18 protein-coding genes are annotated in these 18064 nt (G+C 61.1%); 9 read left to right on the top strand and 9 right to left on the bottom strand.

Going from position 1 to position 18064, the window contains the following annotated elements; all coding sequences use genetic code 11:
* Positions 1–138: 138 nt before the first annotated feature.
* From FB466_RS11575 to FB466_RS11585, 3 genes are all read left to right on the top strand, one after another.
* Positions 139–891, top strand: a complete 753-nt coding sequence (locus FB466_RS11575; RefSeq protein WP_141918539.1) for a DedA family protein — start codon at positions 139–141, stop codon at positions 889–891.
* 10 nt (positions 892–901) lie between these two features.
* Positions 902–1966: an App1 family protein phosphatidate phosphatase gene (locus FB466_RS11580; RefSeq protein ID WP_141918540.1), complete on the top strand. Its 1065-nt coding sequence runs from the start codon at positions 902–904 to the stop codon at positions 1964–1966.
* Positions 1967–2027: 61 nt separating this feature from the next.
* Complete coding sequence (locus FB466_RS11585) at positions 2028–3089, top strand: FUSC family protein (protein WP_141918541.1); 1062 nt, start codon at positions 2028–2030, stop codon at positions 3087–3089.
* Between the two features lie 90 nt (positions 3090–3179).
* Here the strand turns inward: FB466_RS11585 and FB466_RS11590 are convergent, their stop codons facing one another.
* The 7 genes from FB466_RS11590 to FB466_RS11620 all read right to left on the bottom strand — a co-directional run bounded on the left by FB466_RS11590 (position 3180) and on the right by FB466_RS11620 (position 9416).
* Positions 3180–3734, bottom strand: a complete 555-nt coding sequence (locus tag FB466_RS11590) for a YceI family protein (protein WP_141918542.1) — start codon at positions 3732–3734, stop codon at positions 3180–3182.
* A gap of 70 nt (positions 3735–3804) precedes the next feature.
* Positions 3805–4593, bottom strand: a complete 789-nt coding sequence (locus FB466_RS11595; protein WP_141918543.1) for a sulfite exporter TauE/SafE family protein — start codon at positions 4591–4593, stop codon at positions 3805–3807.
* A gap of 78 nt (positions 4594–4671) precedes the next feature.
* The gene (locus FB466_RS11600; protein ID WP_141918544.1) at positions 4672–6162 is read right to left on the bottom strand and encodes an amidohydrolase; all 1491 of its coding nucleotides are present in this window, start codon (positions 6160–6162) and stop codon (positions 4672–4674) included.
* Between the two features lie 16 nt (positions 6163–6178).
* Positions 6179–7222 carry an Fpg/Nei family DNA glycosylase gene (locus tag FB466_RS11605; protein WP_141918545.1) on the bottom strand — a complete coding sequence of 348 codons (1044 nt, stop codon included), beginning with the start codon at positions 7220–7222 and terminating at the stop codon, positions 6179–6181.
* A gap of 12 nt (positions 7223–7234) precedes the next feature.
* On the bottom strand, positions 7235–7720 hold the full coding sequence (locus tag FB466_RS11610; protein ID WP_141918546.1) for a ribose-5-phosphate isomerase: 486 nt from the start codon (positions 7718–7720) through the stop codon (positions 7235–7237).
* A gap of 109 nt (positions 7721–7829) precedes the next feature.
* Positions 7830–8432: a mycothiol-dependent nitroreductase Rv2466c family protein gene (locus FB466_RS11615; RefSeq protein WP_141918547.1), complete on the bottom strand. Its 603-nt coding sequence runs from the start codon at positions 8430–8432 to the stop codon at positions 7830–7832.
* 9 nt (positions 8433–8441) lie between these two features.
* Complete coding sequence (locus FB466_RS11620) at positions 8442–9416, bottom strand: aldo/keto reductase (RefSeq protein ID WP_141918548.1); 975 nt, start codon at positions 9414–9416, stop codon at positions 8442–8444.
* 223 nt (positions 9417–9639) lie between these two features.
* On the opposite strand from FB466_RS11620, the gene pepN reads away from it, so the two are divergent.
* Genes pepN through FB466_RS11640 form a run of 4 tightly spaced genes read left to right on the top strand, consistent with a single transcriptional unit; the run spans position 9640 to position 14798 of the window.
* Complete coding sequence (gene pepN, locus FB466_RS11625) at positions 9640–12183, top strand: aminopeptidase N (RefSeq protein ID WP_141918549.1); 2544 nt, start codon at positions 9640–9642, stop codon at positions 12181–12183.
* 5 nt (positions 12184–12188) lie between these two features.
* Positions 12189–13154: a mechanosensitive ion channel family protein gene (locus FB466_RS11630; protein ID WP_141918550.1), complete on the top strand. Its 966-nt coding sequence runs from the start codon at positions 12189–12191 to the stop codon at positions 13152–13154.
* Entirely contained in the window at positions 13151–13615 is a 465-nt protein-coding gene (locus tag FB466_RS11635; RefSeq protein WP_141918551.1) for a globin, read from the top strand. The genes FB466_RS11630 and FB466_RS11635 overlap by 4 nt, the downstream gene beginning before the upstream one ends.
* Positions 13616–13628: 13 nt before the next feature.
* Positions 13629–14798 carry an AI-2E family transporter gene (locus tag FB466_RS11640; RefSeq protein WP_141918552.1) on the top strand — a complete coding sequence of 390 codons (1170 nt, stop codon included), beginning with the start codon at positions 13629–13631 and terminating at the stop codon, positions 14796–14798.
* Here the strand turns inward: FB466_RS11640 and FB466_RS11645 are convergent.
* Entirely contained in the window at positions 14795–15514 is a 720-nt protein-coding gene (locus FB466_RS11645; RefSeq protein WP_141918553.1) for a DUF8185 domain-containing protein, read from the bottom strand. The genes FB466_RS11640 and FB466_RS11645 overlap by 4 nt on opposite strands.
* 41 nt (positions 15515–15555) lie before the next feature.
* Here FB466_RS11645 and FB466_RS14015 point away from each other — a divergent pair, with 41 nt between their 5' ends.
* Positions 15556–15924 carry an FAD-dependent monooxygenase gene (locus tag FB466_RS14015; protein ID WP_425460911.1) on the top strand — a complete coding sequence of 123 codons (369 nt, stop codon included), beginning with the start codon at positions 15556–15558 and terminating at the stop codon, positions 15922–15924.
* 691 nt (positions 15925–16615) lie between these two features.
* Positions 16616–17515 carry an acyl-CoA thioesterase gene (locus FB466_RS11660; RefSeq protein ID WP_246054648.1) on the top strand — a complete coding sequence of 300 codons (900 nt, stop codon included), beginning with the start codon at positions 16616–16618 and terminating at the stop codon, positions 17513–17515.
* A gap of 70 nt (positions 17516–17585) precedes the next feature.
* Here FB466_RS11660 and FB466_RS11665 read toward each other — a convergent pair whose 3' ends face one another.
* The gene (locus FB466_RS11665) at positions 17586–18062 is read right to left on the bottom strand and encodes an acyl-CoA thioesterase (RefSeq protein ID WP_141918554.1); all 477 of its coding nucleotides are present in this window, start codon (positions 18060–18062) and stop codon (positions 17586–17588) included.
* Positions 18063–18064: the final 2 nt, after the last annotated feature.

Consider the following 18064-nt stretch of genomic DNA (forward strand, 5'->3'; position numbering starts at 1 on the left):
GGGGATTCTGCCGGCGGATGCTGCGCAGCAATCTCCATTTTAGGCGTCTTCAGTTATCTCACAGGATAATTGAGTTGCATTAGCGTTGCATAGCACGGCATCAAGATATTTTCATATTTTTTAAGGAGCCTCCCCGGCGTGAACGAACTCCTCGACACTATCCTCGGCAACATCCAGAACATGGAGCCCCTGCTGAGGTCCGTCATTGCGGGAATCGCGATGCTGCTCGAAACCTCGGTACTGATCGGCCTGATCGTTCCGGGCGATACAATCGCGATTATCGCGAGCACCGGAACCCAATCCCCCGGGGAGTTTGGGCTATTGCTGGTGGCCCTTGTACTGGGTGCCCTCAGCGGTGAATCCATCGGTTTTCTACTGGGTCGAGTCTTAGGTCCACGCATCCGCCACAGCTGGCTCGGGCACCGCATCGGTGAGTCAACCTGGGCCCGGGCAGAACTCTACCTGGAACGCCGCGGCGGAATTGCGGTATTTGCTTCCCGTTTCTTACCCGTTCTCCACTCCGTTGTTCCCCTCACCGTCGGAATGAGCACCATGTCCTATCGCCGCTTTATCGCCTGGACTGCACCCGCCTGCATTCTGTGGGCCACCGCCTATGTCTCGGTGGGGGCCACCGCAGCCGCAAGCTACGAGCAGCTATCGTCAACTCTGCACGGTGCCGGATACATTTTTGTGGGAATAATTGTCGTATTTATCCTGGTGGTCTATCTAACGAAGAGACTCGTCCAGGTACGTGAGCATCGGCACATGATGCACCCGGTTGATGACAAGACGGCCGCCGCCGAAACTCGCGAGATGGCACCCCTCGCGGCCAAAGTGAAATCGGCTGAACCGTCACGCGCAGAATCGCACAAATCAGACTCCACCTCGTAGACTGTTCCAGATGACTACCCCGAGTAACGAGCCCGAGGACTCGGCGACAGCGCGACCGGTTGCTGTGGCGCGCCTCGATGATTGGCTGCACGAACGCCGGGCTCGGCGGGCCGTCAAACGGGGTCGTCTACCGAGCATCATCCCTTATATCGGCTATGGCCGACCCGAGTGGATCCGAGTGCTCGGCCGGGCTCTGTATCTTAAGCCGGAGGTCGCCATGAAAACCGAGGCGCGGGCCGATGAACAGCAAACCGCGCGCGTTCGGGGCTGGCGAAGCTTCACGAGCGTCCATGTGCCCTTCATCACGGTTACCGTGGAAATTGACGGAGTTGTGCACGATGAAGTCGTGACTGATCGCGGGGGTGTGCTCGACGCGATCATCCCCACGAAAGGCCTTCAACCGGGATGGCACACCGTCAGTCTTCGAGTAAACGGCTCGGAGGCAAGCGAATCTCCTGTCTTTGTCGTGGACCCCTCGGCCCACTTCGGGGTGGTCTCCGACGTTGATGACACGGTAATGATCACCGCCCTACCCAAGCCGTTTGTGGCCGCGTGGAACTCCTTTGTGCGCCACGAGCAGGCGCGCGTTCCGACGCCTGGAATGTCGGTGTTTATTGACCGTCAGGTATCCGCGCACCCCGGCTCGCCCATTATTTATCTCTCGACAGGCGCGTGGAACGTTGCCCCCACGCTGACGCGTTTCCTTGCACGCAATCTCTACCCCATGGGGCCGCTGCTTCTCACCGACTGGGGTCCGACCCCTGACCGATGGTTTCGGAGCGGACGAGAGCACAAGGCGCGCGAGCTGCGCCGCCTAGCCGTCGAATTTCCCGACGTGCGATGGCTACTCATCGGCGACGATGGGCAGCACGATGAGGAACTTTACCACGAGTTCTCGCTCCAGCATCCCCAGAACGTCGCCGCCGTAGCGATCCGTCAGCTGAGCACAGGCGAAGCCGTCCTTGCCGGTGGACGAAGTACGGCTGAGCTACACACGAGCGTGAGTGGCGTGCCCTGGGTGTACGGGCCAGACGGGGCCACCCTGGCCCGCCAAATCAACGAGCTAGACACCTAGCTGGTCCCCGAGCCGCACCGGCGAACCCGTCACCGACGTGTAACCCTTTAGGCTGGAGAACATGGCAACTGTGAGCATCCGGGCCGCGCGGCGGGAACCGTGGCTTCAAGCCGCCAAAACGATTATCGCGGCCGTCGCCTCGTGGTTTGTGTGCGTTGCGATCTTTCCGGAGCAAGCCCCTATATTTGGGGCCATCGCGGCGCTGCTGTGCGTGCAGCCCAACGTGAGTCAGTCACTAGCGAAGGGAGTAGAGCGTGTTGTAGGGGTGGTCGCCGGGGTTGCCGTCTCCTACGCCGCGTTGCTCATCTTCGGCTCGCCCGGATGGCTCTTCATTCTCGCCATCGTACTCTCAGTTGTGCTGGGCTGGACCCTCCGGATGACGAGCCCATCCACCAATCAGATTGTCATCACCTCGATGCTCGTCCTTGCACTCGGTGGGCAGGACCCTGCGTACGCTCTAGGCCGAATCGTGGAGACACTTATCGGTGCCGCAATCGGTATCATGATCAACGCGTCGATTGTGGCCCCGCTCAAGACGAACCCGGCACACATCGGGGTGCGCTCGCTGGGATATAACGCTTCTCTCTGCTTGGATCGGCTCGCAGAGGCATTGAGCACCGTGCAATCACGAGACTGGCTTGACGCCATGCTCACCGAGGTCAGGACCCTCATGGTCACTCGCGATAATGCACGAGACCTCATGGGCGCTGCGCACGAGAGCTTATCGCTCAATCCCCGTGGCGGGCGTCACCGCGACCAACTCACCGAGGATATCGCGCTGATGCGCCGACTAAGCCCGATCGTGACCCAGCTCTCCGGAATGACCCGCGCCCTGCACGACAACTACACCGAATCCCTACTCGACGACCCCACCCTACATGGCCTGGCAGAGGAGTGCCGTCGCGCCGCCCATGACCTCCGTCGGATCTCCCAGGTGAGAGAGGAGTTGCAGACGCTCGATACCCCCGTGACCTCAGAGCTGCCCGCGCTCACCTCTCCCTTTGCGATTATCCGCCCCAACCCCACGCACTGGATTTTGATCGGGTCTCTCATGGAGGATCTGCGTCGTATCCGGGAGGGTATCGTCGAGATGAGCAAGGACTCCGACACAGCTCACAGCTAGCTTCACGGTCGGCCGTCCCGACCGGTGGTAGACACATAAACGTGTGGCGTCCCTCCACTGGAGAGACGCCACACGGAAAGCGATTGAATCCTAAGCCTGAAGTACTGCCTGAATGTCGATGGTGATGGTCACATCAGCGCCCAGCAGGAATCCGCCGGTTTCGAGGGGGGCGTTCCAGGTGAGCCCGAAGTCCTCGCGTTTGACAACGGCGGTGGCCGTTGCGCCCGCCTTGTAGTTACCGTAGGGGTCGGTGCCAAAGCCGCCAAGTTCTAGGGTGAAGCTGACCTGCTTGGTGGTTCCCTTGATCGTGAGGTCGCCATCTACTGTGTAGTCCTCGCCCACCTGGCGAACGCCAGTGGAGACAAAGCTCATGGTGGGGAACTGCTCTGCGTCAAAGAAATCGCCCGTGCGCAGGTGGTTATCGCGATTGCTTTCGTTGGTATTAACGGAGGCGACCTCGGCGGTTGCGGTGACCTTCGAGTCGAGGGGGTTCTCACCCGTCACAAAGGTAGCGTCAAACTTCTCGAACTTGCCCTTAACCTTGCTGATGGCCAGGTGGCGAACGCTGAAGCTCACCTCGCTGTGGGTGGGGTCAATGGTCCAGGTACCAGCCTTGTAGCCGGGGATGACGATGGTGTCGGTCATGTGATTCTCCCTACGAAAATATTTACTTGAAGCTTGTAGTAACAGCATAGCAAGACATGTAGTTGATTCGTCAAGTTAAATCTGAAATTACCGTGTAACCAAGCGTCACGACCAGCACACTCACCACAACAAGAAAGAACACACGCACAAATTTACTGCCCCGAATGACGGCCATCCGCGCCCCCAGGTAACCACCAAGACAGTTGGTGAGGCCCAGCGCCAGACCCAGCTGCCACACAACAGCACCGTGCGGAACGAAAAAGGCGAGAGCTCCCAGGTTGGTAAAAAAGTTGATGATCTTAGCGATAGCGCTCCCCTGCAGGAAGGTGTAACCCAGCAGCCCCACGAATGCAATCACCAAAAAAGAACCGGTGCCCGGGCCAAAGACCCCGTCATAGGTCCCCAACACGGTGCCAACGAGAGCCGCGATGACATAGTGGCGACGATGCCCCTCGCGCGTGCGCTCGTACTCACCCATCGAGGGCCGACGCAGGGTGAACACGAACACACCCACGAGGGCCAGCACGATGAGCGGCCGAAACAGTTCCGGCGGAATCGAACTCGCGACGGCCGCACCCCCATAAGAGCCGACACACGCACACACGGCGGCAGGCAGCGCCGTCTTCAGGTCAGGCCGCACGCGCCGATAGTAGGTCGCAGCGCTCACCGCCGTGCCACAGACCGAGCCCAGCTTATTGGTCGCCAGCGCCTGAAGCGGGCTGAGACCGGGAACGAGAAGAAGCACGGGAAGTTGGATGAGGCCGCCGCCGCCCACCACCGCATCCACCCACCCGGCACACAGGCCGACGAGAAGGATCAGGATGAGCATCCAGGGCTCCATACCCTCAACCCCCATCATGCGCGGCTGCTCCCCCGCGCTCGGCCCGCGCGGCCTGCTCGGTGCGGAGGCCGTGCGGGAACAACGGGCCGCCGCACGCTACACAACCGTTTCGAAAAGAATCCTGCCCGCACAGACGGTTGCCGCCACAGGCATCGTCCGCAGAGAGGCCGAGTCTCCGCCCAGCGGGTCGTGATCGACCAGAATGACATCGGCAGGTTGGCCCACACGTACGGAGTGCCCGCTCCCCCGCGTTGAGGCGTCAATGGCCTCGGTCACGGTGAGAGACTGCTCGGGGTGCCAAGGCTCCCGCCCACCCCGGGAACGGAGTACCGCCGCGGCGATAGCCTGCCACGGATCGAGGGGGGACACGGGCGCGTCCGACCCCAACGCAAGCCGGACTCCGGCGTCCCGAAGGGCACGAAAAGGGAATGCGCGATCAGTTTGACCGGCCCACAGGCGCTCGGCGATATCACGATCATCCATGGCGTGTTCGGGCTGGACGCTCGCGAGGATGCCGAGGGCGGCCATCCGAACGACATCGACACGACGGAGAAGCTGAGCATGTTCGATAGAACCGGCAGCACCCGTGGTCTGAAAAATATCGAGGGCGATCGTATTCGCCCGGTCGCCAATCGCATGAATTGCGCTGGTGAGCCCCCCGGCGTGAGCTCTGGCCACAAGCTCCAGCATCCGGCCAGGCTCGACCGTCACAACGCCGTTCGGGTAAACAGCATCTGCCCGGTCGGTATAGGCATCATGGCAGTATGCCGTTCGGGTGTTCAGCGAGCCGTCGGAGATGATCTTAAGTGAGCCAACCGTGACGAGTGCGCGCTCGGGATCGACACGCTCCGCGCTGCAAAGCCCGAGGGCGATAGCGCGGTCAAGGTCGGTCGGATAGATGCCGCATTCGACCCGCTGGGACAGGAGACCGGTTGCCTGACGACGCTGCCAATCGCCGACGTTCCAGGCCATCTCATAATCCACAACGCCCACAACCCCACGACGAACCGCACGGTCGAGAGCGGCCAGAGACCAGGAATCAAGAACCTGCGGCTCGACGCGACTGGATTCCTGCTGCACTCGGAAACAGTCACCTTCACGCAGCATACCGTCACGCGGTGAGGGGGTCGCCCACCGCCGGGCAGCCGCCGAGTTGATCCAACAGCAGTGCAAATCTGCCGCAACTAGAACAGTGGGCACGGCACCGGTGACGTCGTCGAGAGCGGCCAGGGTTGATACATCGGGCCAGAAGGCATCACGGAAGCCGTAACCGAGAAGCGGAGACTCATCCTGCGACTCACGAGACTGAAGGGCCCGGCGCGTGCGGTGCAGGACCTCAGCAGCCGACAGCGCAGACGATAGGTCAAGTCGGCGGGACACCTGGGCCCACTGGCCCAGGTGCACATGAGAATCCCAGAGACCGGGGAGAAGATATCGGCCATCAGCCGGGAGCGAACGAATGGCACCCGAGGCAGTGTCGGCGGGATGCACAGACGCAACAACCCCGTCACAGAGAACGACATCCCAGAGCGTTTCAGGATCGCCGGGAATCCTGGCGCCCGCGAGACGAAGAGGCTCAGGACCCATCACGCGAACAGTACGCTCAGCGTTGACACTGCGGGCACCAATAGAGTTTCCGAGCAGCCATCTCCTCCACAACGATATTGGTACCGCAGCGACGACACGGCAACCCCTCACGCTTGTACACCCAATGGCGATCATCGCGGCTCGCCATCGCGGCGGTGTAGTCGGTCGGTGCAAGGTTATCCATGGTCATCATCTGACCCAAGCGAACACCAACCTCCAGCAGGTACACCCAATCGACCCAGAAGGCGTGGAACTGCTCACGCGTGATCTTCTTGGCAGGCGTGTGCGGGTTAATACCTGCTCGAAATAGCATCTCAGCACGGTAGACATTACCGATACCGCTAATGACCGACTGGTCCATGAGGACAACACCGATGGGGCGCGCCGTGCGACTGGCGCGGTCCACAAAGGTCTGCTCGGCCCGCTCAGAGGTATCATTCTGCGGATCGGGGCCCAGCCGGTCAATAACCGCTTGGATGCCCTCGGGTGTCGCCAGCTCGCAAACAGTAGGCCCGCGCAGATCCGCAACGGCTGTCTCAGTGAGAAGACGGACCCGCACGGCACCAATCGGATCGGGCGGGAATGCGGCGAGCGAGCGGGAGAAGGTATCGTGCTCGGCCATCCGCACCGCCGAAAGACCGTGACGCGCACGACGGGGCGCACCAATACTCGCAACCGAGTCTTCCGCATCGCCATCCGCCGCATCTGTGCCGGGGACAAGGCGCTGCGCGGAACCTCCCGCGAGGGCACCCCCCGAGGTACCCCGCTGGTTGGTCTGACCCATGCGCCCATCGGCGCTCGCGATCGTGGCGTCAACGCTAATATCACCGGCGAAGTCCCACGCCCCATAGATACCCAAGTGGACGCGCAGCCAGTGATCATTCTCAAATCGGAGGAACATCTGCTTGCCGATGGCCATAGCCGTCACGAGACGCAACCCGTTAAGGACGGAAGCGCCCTCGGTGAATCGACCCTGCGGAGAACTCACGCAGACCAGGTGACCAACAAAATTGCGGTCGAATTGGCGGGCGATTCGATGTACGGAGTGTCCCTCTGGCATGACCTAAACCGCTCAGTCGATCTGCTTACCGAGCACCGTGCCGGTGGTCTCATACTCGGCAAGCTGGGCGATGCGGCGCACATGGCGCTCATCGCCGGGAAAAGGCTCGACGAGAAACGCGTCAATGAACGAGATAGCCTCGTCAATGGTGTGCTGACGGGCACCAATAGAAACGACGTTAGCGTTGTTGTGCTCACGTGCCAGCCGGGCGGTGCTGAGATTCCACACCAGCGCGGCGCGAGCACCAGCAACCTTATTGGCAGCCATCTGCTCGCCATTACCGGACCCGCCGAAGACAACACCCCGACTCTCAATTCCTGCGCGCTCATCACGCACCACACCAAGAGCGGCGTTAATGCAGAAGGAGGGATAGTCGTCAAGCGCGTCGTACTCGACTGGCCCGTGGTCAATCACCTCGTGCCCTGCGGTAGCCAGGTGCCGCTGCAACTGCTGACTGAATTCAAGACCTGCGTGGTCGGTGGCGATATGAATGCGCATGACTTAAGAACACCTCTGGCATTGAGTAAACGACGGCACAACGTGGGTCCAGCCTAGTGCGTGTCGAGCGCGGCACGGTAAGTCACCGCGCCGCGCCGCGACCATCGGGCTAGGCAAAAATGGGACCCACCGTGCGCGAACGCTTAAGTTCAAAAAATCCATCATAGGCGGCAGCAGCCACCACGCCGTCCCACAGCGCAACCGCTTGATCACCCACGGGGGCAGGTGAGATGACCGGACCAAAAAACGCAACGCCATTGACCGCGATGACCGGGGTACCCACATCCTCGCCCACTCGGTCGATACCCTCCCGATGGCTCGCACGCAGCTGGGCATCAAACCGATCCGTGTCGGCAAGCTCAGCCGCCTCGGCTGGCAGCCCCACCTCGGCAACAGACTCGGCAATAATCCCCGCCCAATCGCTTCGCTGTCCGGGATGAATGCGCGAGCCAAGCGCATCGTAAAGCGGTTTCACATACTCTTGTCCATAGGTTTCCGCCGCGCCCACCACAAAACGGGTGAGGCGGAGCGCACGGGGGAAGAACGCACGGTACTCGTCAGAGACGTCCTTATCTTCGTTCAAGATGGCCAGACTCATTACCCTCCAGGTGATGTCGAGGTCGCGCTGTTCGGCGACGTTATCAACCCACCGACTTGTCATCCAGGCCCAGGGACAGGACGGGTCAAACCAAAATTCAACGGTAGTTGTCATCGATCCAGCTTACGTTGCTGCGGGTACGGGGGCGGGAAAAAGCGCATCAATGATGGCAAGCTGGCCCTCGGTGGGTCGCCAAGCGACGCCCTCGGCAGCATTCTGCTCGATCTGCGCGGGAGTCGTGGCCCCGGCAATCACACTACTGAGCCCATCCTGGACCAGCAGCCACCCGAATGTTGCCGCAAGCATCGAGACCCCCCAGTCGTCACAGTGCGACTGATAGGACTCGATAACGTCCCACGGCGCGTTCTCGACCAGATGCGGACGCTGTCGCATGATGCGACTGTCCTGCGGACCTCCCTCCCGGGAAAACTTACCCGTAAAGAGACCGTTATAGAGGGGAAAGAAGGGAAGGAAACCTACCCCGTAGGCGCGAGCAGCAGGCAGAATCTCTCGGTCGACCTCACGTACCAGGAGGCTGTACTCATTCTGAGCCGAGATGAAACGGGGGTGATGATGTAGCCGCGCCGTATACTCAGCATCCGCAATCTGCCAGCCGGCAAAGTTTGAGTGGCCAATGTAGCGGATCTTGCCCTCGGTTATCAGCTCATCAAGCGCAGCAAGTGTCTCCTCAATCGGGGTCAGCGGGTCGGGTGTGTGCAACTGGTAGAGATCAATCCAGTCGGTCTGAAGCCGCCGCAGAGAACCCTCGACGGCTCGGCGAATGTAGCGTCGCGACCCCTTGGCGTCCCAGGACTGAATAGGTGAAGGGTAGTCCCGGTGGCCAAACTTGGTGGCGAGCACGATGTCATCGCGACGACCCCGCAGTGCAACACCCATGAACTCCTCGCTGCGACCGTACTCATAGCCATACATATCAGCCGTATCGAAGAAGGTGATGCCCGCATCAATCGCGGCATGCAGAACGGCGCTACTCCCCTCCTGCCCCTCCGTTGCCGAGCCCGGACGTCCGAAGTTATTGCACCCCAGACCAATCGCAGACACGCGCAGGCCGGAACGGCCCAGTGAACGATATTCCATATCAAATCCTCTCATCAGACAGGCGTAGCGGTACGGTGTGCCACCCCCGCACCCACCGTACCCCGGCACACATCTAGAGACCGGTAGCACGACTGATACCGTAACGAAGAATCCTCTGTGTACTCGGTGAATCGGTCGTGTCCGCGCGCCACGGAGAGCTAACCCCGTAGGCTTAAGCGCGGGTTACCCACCCGCCGATTTTAGTCAGTGCAAAGGACGTACCGTGCCAGGAGAAAACCTCACCCGCAATGAAGCCCAGGAGCGCGCAGCCCTGGTATCCGTAAGCAGCTATGAGGTCACCCTCGACCTCACCCAGGGTGCGAAAACGTTCCGCAGCGCCACAACCGTGAGGTTTACCGCCATAGAGGGGGCGAGCACCTTTATCGACGCGATCACCCGCGCCGTACACTCCGTAACGCTCAACGGCCGCGAGCTCGACCCGGGGACCGTGAATGATGGTGTGCGTATCCAACTCAATAACCTGGCCGCCAGCAACGAGCTACATATCGTTGCCGACGCTGAATACACCAACACGGGCGAGGGGCTACACCGCTTTGTTGACCCCGTTGACGGTGAAGTGTATCTCTACTCACAGTTTGAGGTGCCCGACTCTCGCCGCATGTTTGCCGTTTTCGAACAACCGGATCTGAAGGCGACCTTCCAATTCACCATCACCGCTCCCGAGACCTGGAAGGTCGTGAGCAACTCCCCCACACCCGAACCATCGCCGACCGGGGATGGAGTCGCAACGTGGGCTTTTGCTCCCACACCCGTGCTGTCAAGCTACATCACCGCTCTGATTGCCGGCCCCTATGTGGAGGTGCGCAGCGAACTCACGAGCCGCGATGGGCGGACCATTCCCCTGGGGCTATTTTGCCGTGCATCCCTCGCCGATTATCTTGACTCCGACAGCATCTTTGACATTACACGTCGGGGGTTTGCGTTCTTTGAGGAAAAGTTCGGATACCCGTACCCCTTCGAGAAGTATGACCAACTCTTCGTCCCCGAGTTTAACGCGGGGGCGATGGAGAACGCGGGGGCCGTCACGTTCACCGAGACGTATGTATTCCGTTCCAAGGTAACGGATGCCGTCCGCGAACGTCGCGTGGTCACAATCCTGCACGAACTCGCACACATGTGGTTTGGCGACCTCGTTACCATGCGCTGGTGGAATGACCTATGGCTCAACGAATCGTTTGCCGAGTACGCTTCCACCCTGGCCACCGCCGAGGCAACCGAGTGGACTGAGGCCTGGACCACGTTTGCCTCCCTTGAAAAGTCCTGGGCCTACCGGCAGGATCAGCTTCCCTCGACCCACCCCATCGTCGCCACCATCAACGACCTTGAAGATGTTCAGGTGAACTTTGACGGCATCACCTATGCCAAGGGGGCCTCCGTGTTGAAGCAGTTGGTGGCGTGGGTAGGTCAAGACGATTTCCTCACCGGAGTCCACAACTACTTCGTCAAGCACGCCTACGGCAACACCGAACTGACCGACCTACTGAGTGAGCTTGAGGCAACGAGCGGCCGCGACCTCGGATCCTGGTCTCGCCTCTGGCTCGAAACGGCCGGTGTGAATACTCTGCGGCCCGTGATCGAAACGGATGCCGCCGGAATCATCACCCGCTTCGCCGTGCACCAGAGCGCCCACCAGGACTATCCCACCCTCCGGCCGCACCGCCTCGCAATCGCTTTTTACGGCGAGCACGACGGCGCTCTCGTGCGACAGCACCGCGTGGAACTGGATATCAACGGAGCGATCACCGAGGTCCCCGAGCTCGTGGGACACCCCCGTCCCCCGCTCGTGATCGTGAACGACGACGATTTGGCCTACGCCAAGGTGCGCCTTGACGAGCATTCCGCCGCCACGGCTCGCGCCTCCCTCGTCCGCGTGGGTGACCCGCTCGCCCGCGCCCTCGCATGGAGCTCCCTCTGGGACGCCACCCGAGATGCAGAGACGCGCCCCCGCGACTTTATCGACCTCGCCATTACCCACATCGGCACCGAAACAGCCTCGACCACACTCCGCACCGTTCTCAATCAGCTACTCCTCGCCACAAGCCACTACGTAGATCCGGCTACTCGCATGGAGACGCGGGCCCGCGTAGGAGATGCCCTCTGGCAACTCGCGCAGAACGCGCAGGCCGGTTCGGACGCCCAGTTCCAGTTCGTCAAGGCATTCACCCAGGTGGCGCACACCGAGAAACAACTCTCAATCGTAGCCGCGCTGCTCGACGAGAGTATTGACCTCGTCGGCCTCGACATCGACACAGACCTCGGCTGGGAGCTCCTGATTGCGCTCGCCGCAGGCGGCCGCGTATCGGCGGCCGAAATCGACGCCGCGCTTCAGGATGACAACACCGCAAGCGGCGCTCAGTCCGCTGCCCACGCCCGTGCGGCGTTACCAACCCCTGCCGATAAACGTGCGGCGTGGGATTCGGTCATCACCTCGACAGGAGCGTCCAACACCATCGTGCGCGCCACAGGCCTGGGCTTCTCACAGGTGAATGACCCGACGGTTCTAGAAGCATTCATCGAGCCGTATTTTGAGTGCCTTACTCGGATCTGGGAAAGCCGCAGCTACTCGATCAGCAGCACCATTGTTGTGGACTTCTTCCCGAACCAGTTAGCCTCACAGCGGCTGGTCGATGCGACGCTTGCTTGGCTTGATACTCACCCCGATATCCCGGCGCTGCGCCGCCTGGTAATCGAAAACCTGGCCGGTGTTCAGCGTGCGCTAACCGCGCAGGATGCCGACAGAAAGTAGCCAATATGACGGCCGACGACATCTGGACCAACCTCGTCTCTTTCTACGAGACCTATCGCGCGCCCATCCAAATCATCATGATTATCGTGTTTGCGGTGGTGATCAGGGCGATACTCCTGACCGCCGTGCGCAAGCTCGTCTCGCAGATCGTCACCGGGGCGAAGAAGAGCCAAAATACGGATGACACCCAGGCCCTCATCAGCTCGCCGCTCGTGGCGGCCCGCATCGTACAGCGCACCCGAACACTCGGCAGCGTCTCGAACAACATCATCACCATCACGGTCGCCGTGGTGTCGCTCATCCTGGTACTCGACCAGATGCACTTTCAACTCACTGCGTTGCTGGCCTCGGCCGGTATCGTGGCGGCCGGGTTGGCATTTGGGGCGCAGAACATTGTGAAGGATATCCTCAACGGGCTGTTTATGGTATTTGAAGACCAATTAGGAGTGGGGGATGTCGTGGATATCGGGGATGTCACGGGCCGAGTGGAAGCCGTCGGCATCCGGATCACCCAGGTGCGTGATGTGACCGGTACGCTGTGGTTCATCCGCAACGGTGAAATCGTACGCGTCGGCAACCGCTCGCACGACTGGTCACGCGCCATCCTCGACCTCGCGATCTCGGCTGATGCCGACATTGACCTGGCTAAACAGCTGATCCAAGATACGGCAGATCGGGTGGTTCAGGAACCACGCATCGCAGCCCGAGTGCTCGAACAACCACTCGTCTGGGGTGTCGAGTACCTCACGGGCGAGACGGTTCTGGTGCGGCTCGTGGTGAAAACCCGCTCGGGCTCACAGTGGGAGATTGCGCGTGTACTGCGTGAGAAAATTAAGTCCGACCTGGACGCCAACGGCATCACCCTCTCCGCAACAGTCCCCGCTGCATCACCTTTCAGCGGCGTTGATGGCCCCGCAAATCCGCGTCACAAACCCTCCTCTCCACCACGACGAAAAGACGGACGAAAATGACCACCCCCGCCGCCGACGGCCCCACGCCCCGCCTCACCCTGCGCACCAGCCCAAGCGGTGAGGCAACACACGATACCTTCTATGAGCAGGTCGGCGGGCGCGAAACGTTTGCCCGGCTGGTGCAGGAATTTTATCGTGGTATAGCGGAGGATCCTGTACTTAAACCCATGTACCCGGAGGAGGACCTGGCCCCGGCCGAGGAGCGCCTACTCCTCTTCTTAGAGCAGTACTGGGGTGGCCCCACGACCTACAGCGACACGCGCGGTCACCCCCGCCTGCGGATGCGGCACCTACCGTTTGCCGTCGATTTTGACGCTCGCGATCGCTGGTTATCCCACATGCGGCGCGCACTGGACACCCTTAATCTTTCGCCACTGCAAGAGGGCACCCTGTGGGACTACTTTGAACGTGCAGCCCACGCCATGGTCAACACCGTTGACCCTGATCACACCAGCAGCTAAGGGGAACCCGCTAATGGGCAGAGCAACAGCATCAAAAACCTCGCGCATGTGGTCGGATGGCTTCGGCACCGTCGCTACCCGATCCCTCCAAATCATCGTGATACTCATCCTGAGTATCGGCGTGATCTACGCGATCATCCAGCTCAAGATCGTGGCGATTCCGATTGTCTTGGCACTCATAATCGCCAGCGCTTTCAGCCCTCTGGTCACCTGGATGAAAAAGAAGGGAATGCCTGCCGCCCTCGCGTCTTCCCTCGCGCTGCTGGCAAGCGTGCTCGTGATCGGCGGCATTATCACGCTCATCGTCGCCCAGGTTCAGCAGGACTGGGCCAACCTGACGGCAAAAGCTGTTGACGGCTTCGACAAGACCCTCGCCTGGGTAAGCACACTTGACCTGCCCATTGACGTGACCAAGATCGAGCAATTGCAAAATACCCTCATCGACTTTGTGATGAGCGGGAACTTTGCTACGGGAGCTCTTTCGGGCGTAGCCGTGGCCGGTGAAATCGCGACATCGACGGTCCTGACCATCGTGATCCTCTTCTTCTTCATGAAGGACGGCCCGATGATCTGGCGATTCCTCACGGCCCGGATTGCACCCGCACTTCGGGCACGCACCGACCGCATTGGTGAGCGCAGCGTGACGGTACTCGGCGGCTACGTGCGCGGCACGGCCACCGTGGCGCTCGTTGACGCGATTGGTATCGGTGCGGCGCTCGTCATCATGCAGGTTCCTCTCGCACTGCCACTCACGCTCATCGTTTTCATCGGAAGCTTTGTACCCATGGTCGGGGCAACAGTGGCGGGCATCCTTGCCGCGCTTATTGCCCTCGTCACCAATGGGGTCTGGGGTGCCGTTGTTGTCGTGGCCGTTGTCGTTCTCGTGAACCAGCTGGAAGGTAACTTCCTTCAGCCGGTGGTGATGGGCAATGCGCTCAAGCTGCACCCCCTCGTTATCCTGCTCGCACTCGCTGCCGGCACAGTCCTGGGCGGGATCATAGGGGCCATCCTCTCGGTTCCCCTCACGGCCGTCTCCTGGGCTATTGTCAAGGCCTGGTTTACCGAGGAAAATTCTGCCCAGACCCCGCCACGACCGAAGCCAATCCGTGATGATCCGGAGTCGGTAATGGATACGGTCCCCACCACGACAGATGTGACGGTCCCGCCCTCTCCCACTACCTAGACCCGCAACGCGGTACCCCGAACAACAACGTGACCGCGGCTCAGTGATACACGCTGCCACGCACCAGACGTAAAAACCTCCGCGTGCCCTCCGACAGCGCCCACCAGGCTACCCGGCAAGGCAGGCGGAATAAACCCCAACGACTCAGCCGCAAAAGCCGCACCGGCAGGGAGCGCAGGATGCTGTGGCAGCGGTCGGCCCCAGACTTCGGAACGGGCCTTACGCACCAGGATTTCCCCCATCCCCCCGGGAATTGCGGTGGCTACCTCGGCAATTCCCGCCTCAGCCGCAACTCGCAAATCGACCTCCGAGATCGAGCCGACGTGTTCCCACCCACCACGGGGAGGTGTCACACCGGCCCAACTCGCCGTTGCAGGAACCACGGGAAGCGGAACGCGGATACCGCCGTCGCCCCCGTCATCCCCCTGCCCCTCGCCCCAGGGGCCGCTCGTGCGAGCAAGGCGATCAAGTACGGCGCGGACCGACACGACCGAGTCACTCACCTCCCCCGCTCGGATGCCCCAGGTGCGCAAACCCAATACAGTCGGTGTGCGGTCGAGCAGCCCCGCCGGAGCAAGAACCCCCACGTAGGCCGCCAAGACACCGTGATTGGCCACCAACCGAACGGTCGCGTCGGCGAAGCGCACAGCCCGTTCGAGGAAGACACGAAAATCGGAAAACGCAAAAGTATCGTCAAGAGTGAAAGAGTTGGCCATATCCTCCCTAAACTACCAAGGAACGGGACAAAAGAGTCACTATGCCACAGGATACCGACGTCATTATTGTGGGGGCAGTACGTTCAGGGCTCGTCGCCACAAACGAGCTATTGAACGATGGAAAGAGCATCCTCCTGCTCGACCAGGAGTCGGAGAGCAATCGGGTGACCAGGTCTGGTGATCAGTTAGAGGCCTCTTCTTTATCGACTCACCGAAGCAACACGCGTAGGCGTGCGCGACATCGACGGGGGAAGCGGCCCCGAAACAGTCGCGCCGTTTGCGCAGCGATTCCGGCAGGGATGTGCCGAAGTAGGCCCACTCTCCGTCTGCGCCACCGTCTCCGAGTCACCGAACTACTCACGGAGGACGACTCGGTCGTGAGGGCGGGAAGGCCTGCCTCCTCTCGCTGAGCGCTGCATCATGCGACCAAGCCAGCGGTCAGACGGGCACCTGGGCATCAGCGATCGGATGTGGCACTATGTGGAAGGTATCCAGAGCTGAGGTCGGGAGCACCCAGCGCGTCGAGGCGTTCAAGAAAAAGGGGCCGATTTCATCGCGACCCCCTCACTCGGCCAACTGATCGACAGAATGCAGAAGACCAGCGAGGTTGCACTGACAAAGCGAACACCATCCGGGAAGTCGAGGCCAGGGATCGGGAGATCACGAACCCGTTCACAAAGGATTTGCAGGTGACCGCTATCCGAGGGGCCCAGCGCTATAGTGGCGACAAGATCCTGCGCGTGGCATGGCCGCACCGTTTGTAAGATCCAGCCGCTGATCGCGGCCAAACTGCACGTGCTCACCCGCAAGAGCCTGGGCGGCGGCCAGACCGATCTGGCCGCACGCGCGCTCTGCTGAAGAGAAAGTGATCCCGGGGGTTTACACCGTTGGCGAGGCCGCGGGTTTTGGCGGTGGCGGGGTGCACGGCTACCAGCATTCGAAAGAACTTTCTTGCAAGGTTGCCTCTTCACCGGCAAAACAGCCGGACGTGCCGCGGCCCGCGCCGTTTCACAGCTAACGACATGTCACGGTGACGGGAACCCGCGGGCATAATAGAGAGGTTCGCCCAGCAACGGCGGACCCGTGGACAAAGGAAACATCGTGATAGATCCGCTCAAGCACCTCATTGATACCCTCACCCTCGACCAGACGGGGGCACGAACCAGTGAAGACATCTTTGTGGGCGTGCCCATGTGGACACCTCACGGCCGCGCGTTTGGCGGGCAGGTGTTGGCTCAGTCGATCGTCGCCGCGTCGCTGACAGTACAGGAGGACAGACCCATCCACTCGATGCACGGCTACTTCCTCCGCCCTGGAGATGTCCAGCAGACCATGACCTACTCGGTAGACCGCATCTACGATGGGCGTTCATTTTCCACCCGGCGCACACAGGCCTACCAGAACGGCCACCCGGTGCTCTCCATGATCGCCTCCTTCCAGCAGCCTGATGAGGGGCTCAACCACCAGACCCCCCTCGATATGAGCCACTACCCAGAACCGGAGAGCATCCCCAGCCTGCGCGACCGCTACGCCGACCTGGCCGGCTCGGGCAGCGCCGATTGGATTCTAGAACGACCCTTCGATATCCGGCATACCGAGTCCCCCATCTTCGTCTCAGTTGACGGCGAACGCGTGGCACGCCAGGCCGAGTGGGTGAAGACAGTCGGGCCCATGCCGGACAGTCCACTCGTCCATAAGGCTGCCCTCGCCTTCGCAAGCGACTACTCCATTCTGGAACCGATTTACCGCCGACACGGTATACCCTGGATGACCCCCGGGCTACGTACCGCAAGCCTCGACCACGCCATGTGGTTTCACCGCCGATTCCGTGTGGACGAGTGGTTGCTCTTTGTGACGGAGTCCCCGACGGCTCAGGGCGGTCGCGGACTCTCCCAGGGTCGCGTCTACAATCGCGACGGTACCCACGTGGCTACTGTGGCGCAGGAAGGAATGGTCCGGGTACCCCGGCGTGAGCCGCACGAGAAGGAATCGGACGAATAGAACGCCTACCGCGAAAGTTGAGGGCGGCTGCGGAGAATCATCTCCACAACCGCCCTCTTCGCTGTCTCGGCTACGCGCGCACCGGACGTCCGATCATGACCGGCGCACCGAGCAACGGTTCCAGGGCCGCACGCTCCTCGGGACGAAACCGACGGGGTGATCCTGAACTCGTTGTGACCAGCACGATAGTACTCATCGCCCGCGCGTAGAGAGTTTCGGCTTCACTACCGCTACTGCCAAAGACCTCGTAGTACAGGTCAAAGCTGGAGCCACCAAAAGAGCCAATCCACATCTGGATATCAATCGGATGCTCCAGATACGGCAGCATTGAGCGGTACTCGATCTGCTGCTGCGCGATGATCATAAGAGTATCCGACTCCGGGGAACCGTCGAACACCTGAGTAGCCGACCCTGGAGAGCCGCCCGGGGGCCGCCAAAAAAGCCGGATACGCGCCTCCTCCAGAAGGCGAAACATAACAGCGTTGTTAACGTGGCCGTAGGCGTCCAGATCGGCCCACCGCAATTCCAAAGAGACATGCGAACGCATCG

This window comes from Klugiella xanthotipulae (assembly GCF_006716695.1).
GTDB lineage: Bacteria > Actinomycetota > Actinomycetes > Actinomycetales > Microbacteriaceae > Klugiella > Klugiella xanthotipulae.

Bases quoted from the DNA above. Each gene is read 5' to 3' on its own strand.
- FB466_RS11580 (WP_141918540.1), top strand. From the start codon at position 902: ATGACTACCCCGAGTAACGAGCCCGAGGACTCGGCGACAGCGCGACCG.
- FB466_RS11585 (WP_141918541.1), top strand. From the start codon at position 2,028: ATGGCAACTGTGAGCATCCGGGCCGCGCGGCGGGAACCGTGGCTTCAA.
- FB466_RS11590 (WP_141918542.1), bottom strand. From the start codon at position 3,734: ATGACCGACACCATCGTCATCCCCGGCTACAAGGCTGGTACCTGGACC.
- FB466_RS11595 (WP_141918543.1), bottom strand. From the start codon at position 4,593: ATGATGGGGGTTGAGGGTATGGAGCCCTGGATGCTCATCCTGATCCTT.
- FB466_RS11600 (WP_141918544.1), bottom strand. From the start codon at position 6,162: ATGGGTCCTGAGCCTCTTCGTCTCGCGGGCGCCAGGATTCCCGGCGAT.
- FB466_RS11605 (WP_141918545.1), bottom strand. From the start codon at position 7,222: ATGCCAGAGGGACACTCCGTACATCGAATCGCCCGCCAATTCGACCGC.
- FB466_RS11610 (WP_141918546.1), bottom strand. From the start codon at position 7,720: ATGCGCATTCATATCGCCACCGACCACGCAGGTCTTGAATTCAGTCAG.
- FB466_RS11615 (WP_141918547.1), bottom strand. From the start codon at position 8,432: ATGACAACTACCGTTGAATTTTGGTTTGACCCGTCCTGTCCCTGGGCC.
- FB466_RS11620 (WP_141918548.1), bottom strand. From the start codon at position 9,416: ATGGAATATCGTTCACTGGGCCGTTCCGGCCTGCGCGTGTCTGCGATT.
- FB466_RS11630 (WP_141918550.1), top strand. From the start codon at position 12,189: ATGACGGCCGACGACATCTGGACCAACCTCGTCTCTTTCTACGAGACC.
- FB466_RS11635 (WP_141918551.1), top strand. From the start codon at position 13,151: ATGACCACCCCCGCCGCCGACGGCCCCACGCCCCGCCTCACCCTGCGC.
- FB466_RS11640 (WP_141918552.1), top strand. From the start codon at position 13,629: ATGGGCAGAGCAACAGCATCAAAAACCTCGCGCATGTGGTCGGATGGC.
- FB466_RS11645 (WP_141918553.1), bottom strand. From the start codon at position 15,514: ATGGCCAACTCTTTCACTCTTGACGATACTTTTGCGTTTTCCGATTTT.
- FB466_RS14015 (WP_425460911.1), top strand. From the start codon at position 15,556: ATGCCACAGGATACCGACGTCATTATTGTGGGGGCAGTACGTTCAGGG.
- FB466_RS11665 (WP_141918554.1), bottom strand. From the start codon at position 18,062: ATGCGTTCGCATGTCTCTTTGGAATTGCGGTGGGCCGATCTGGACGCC.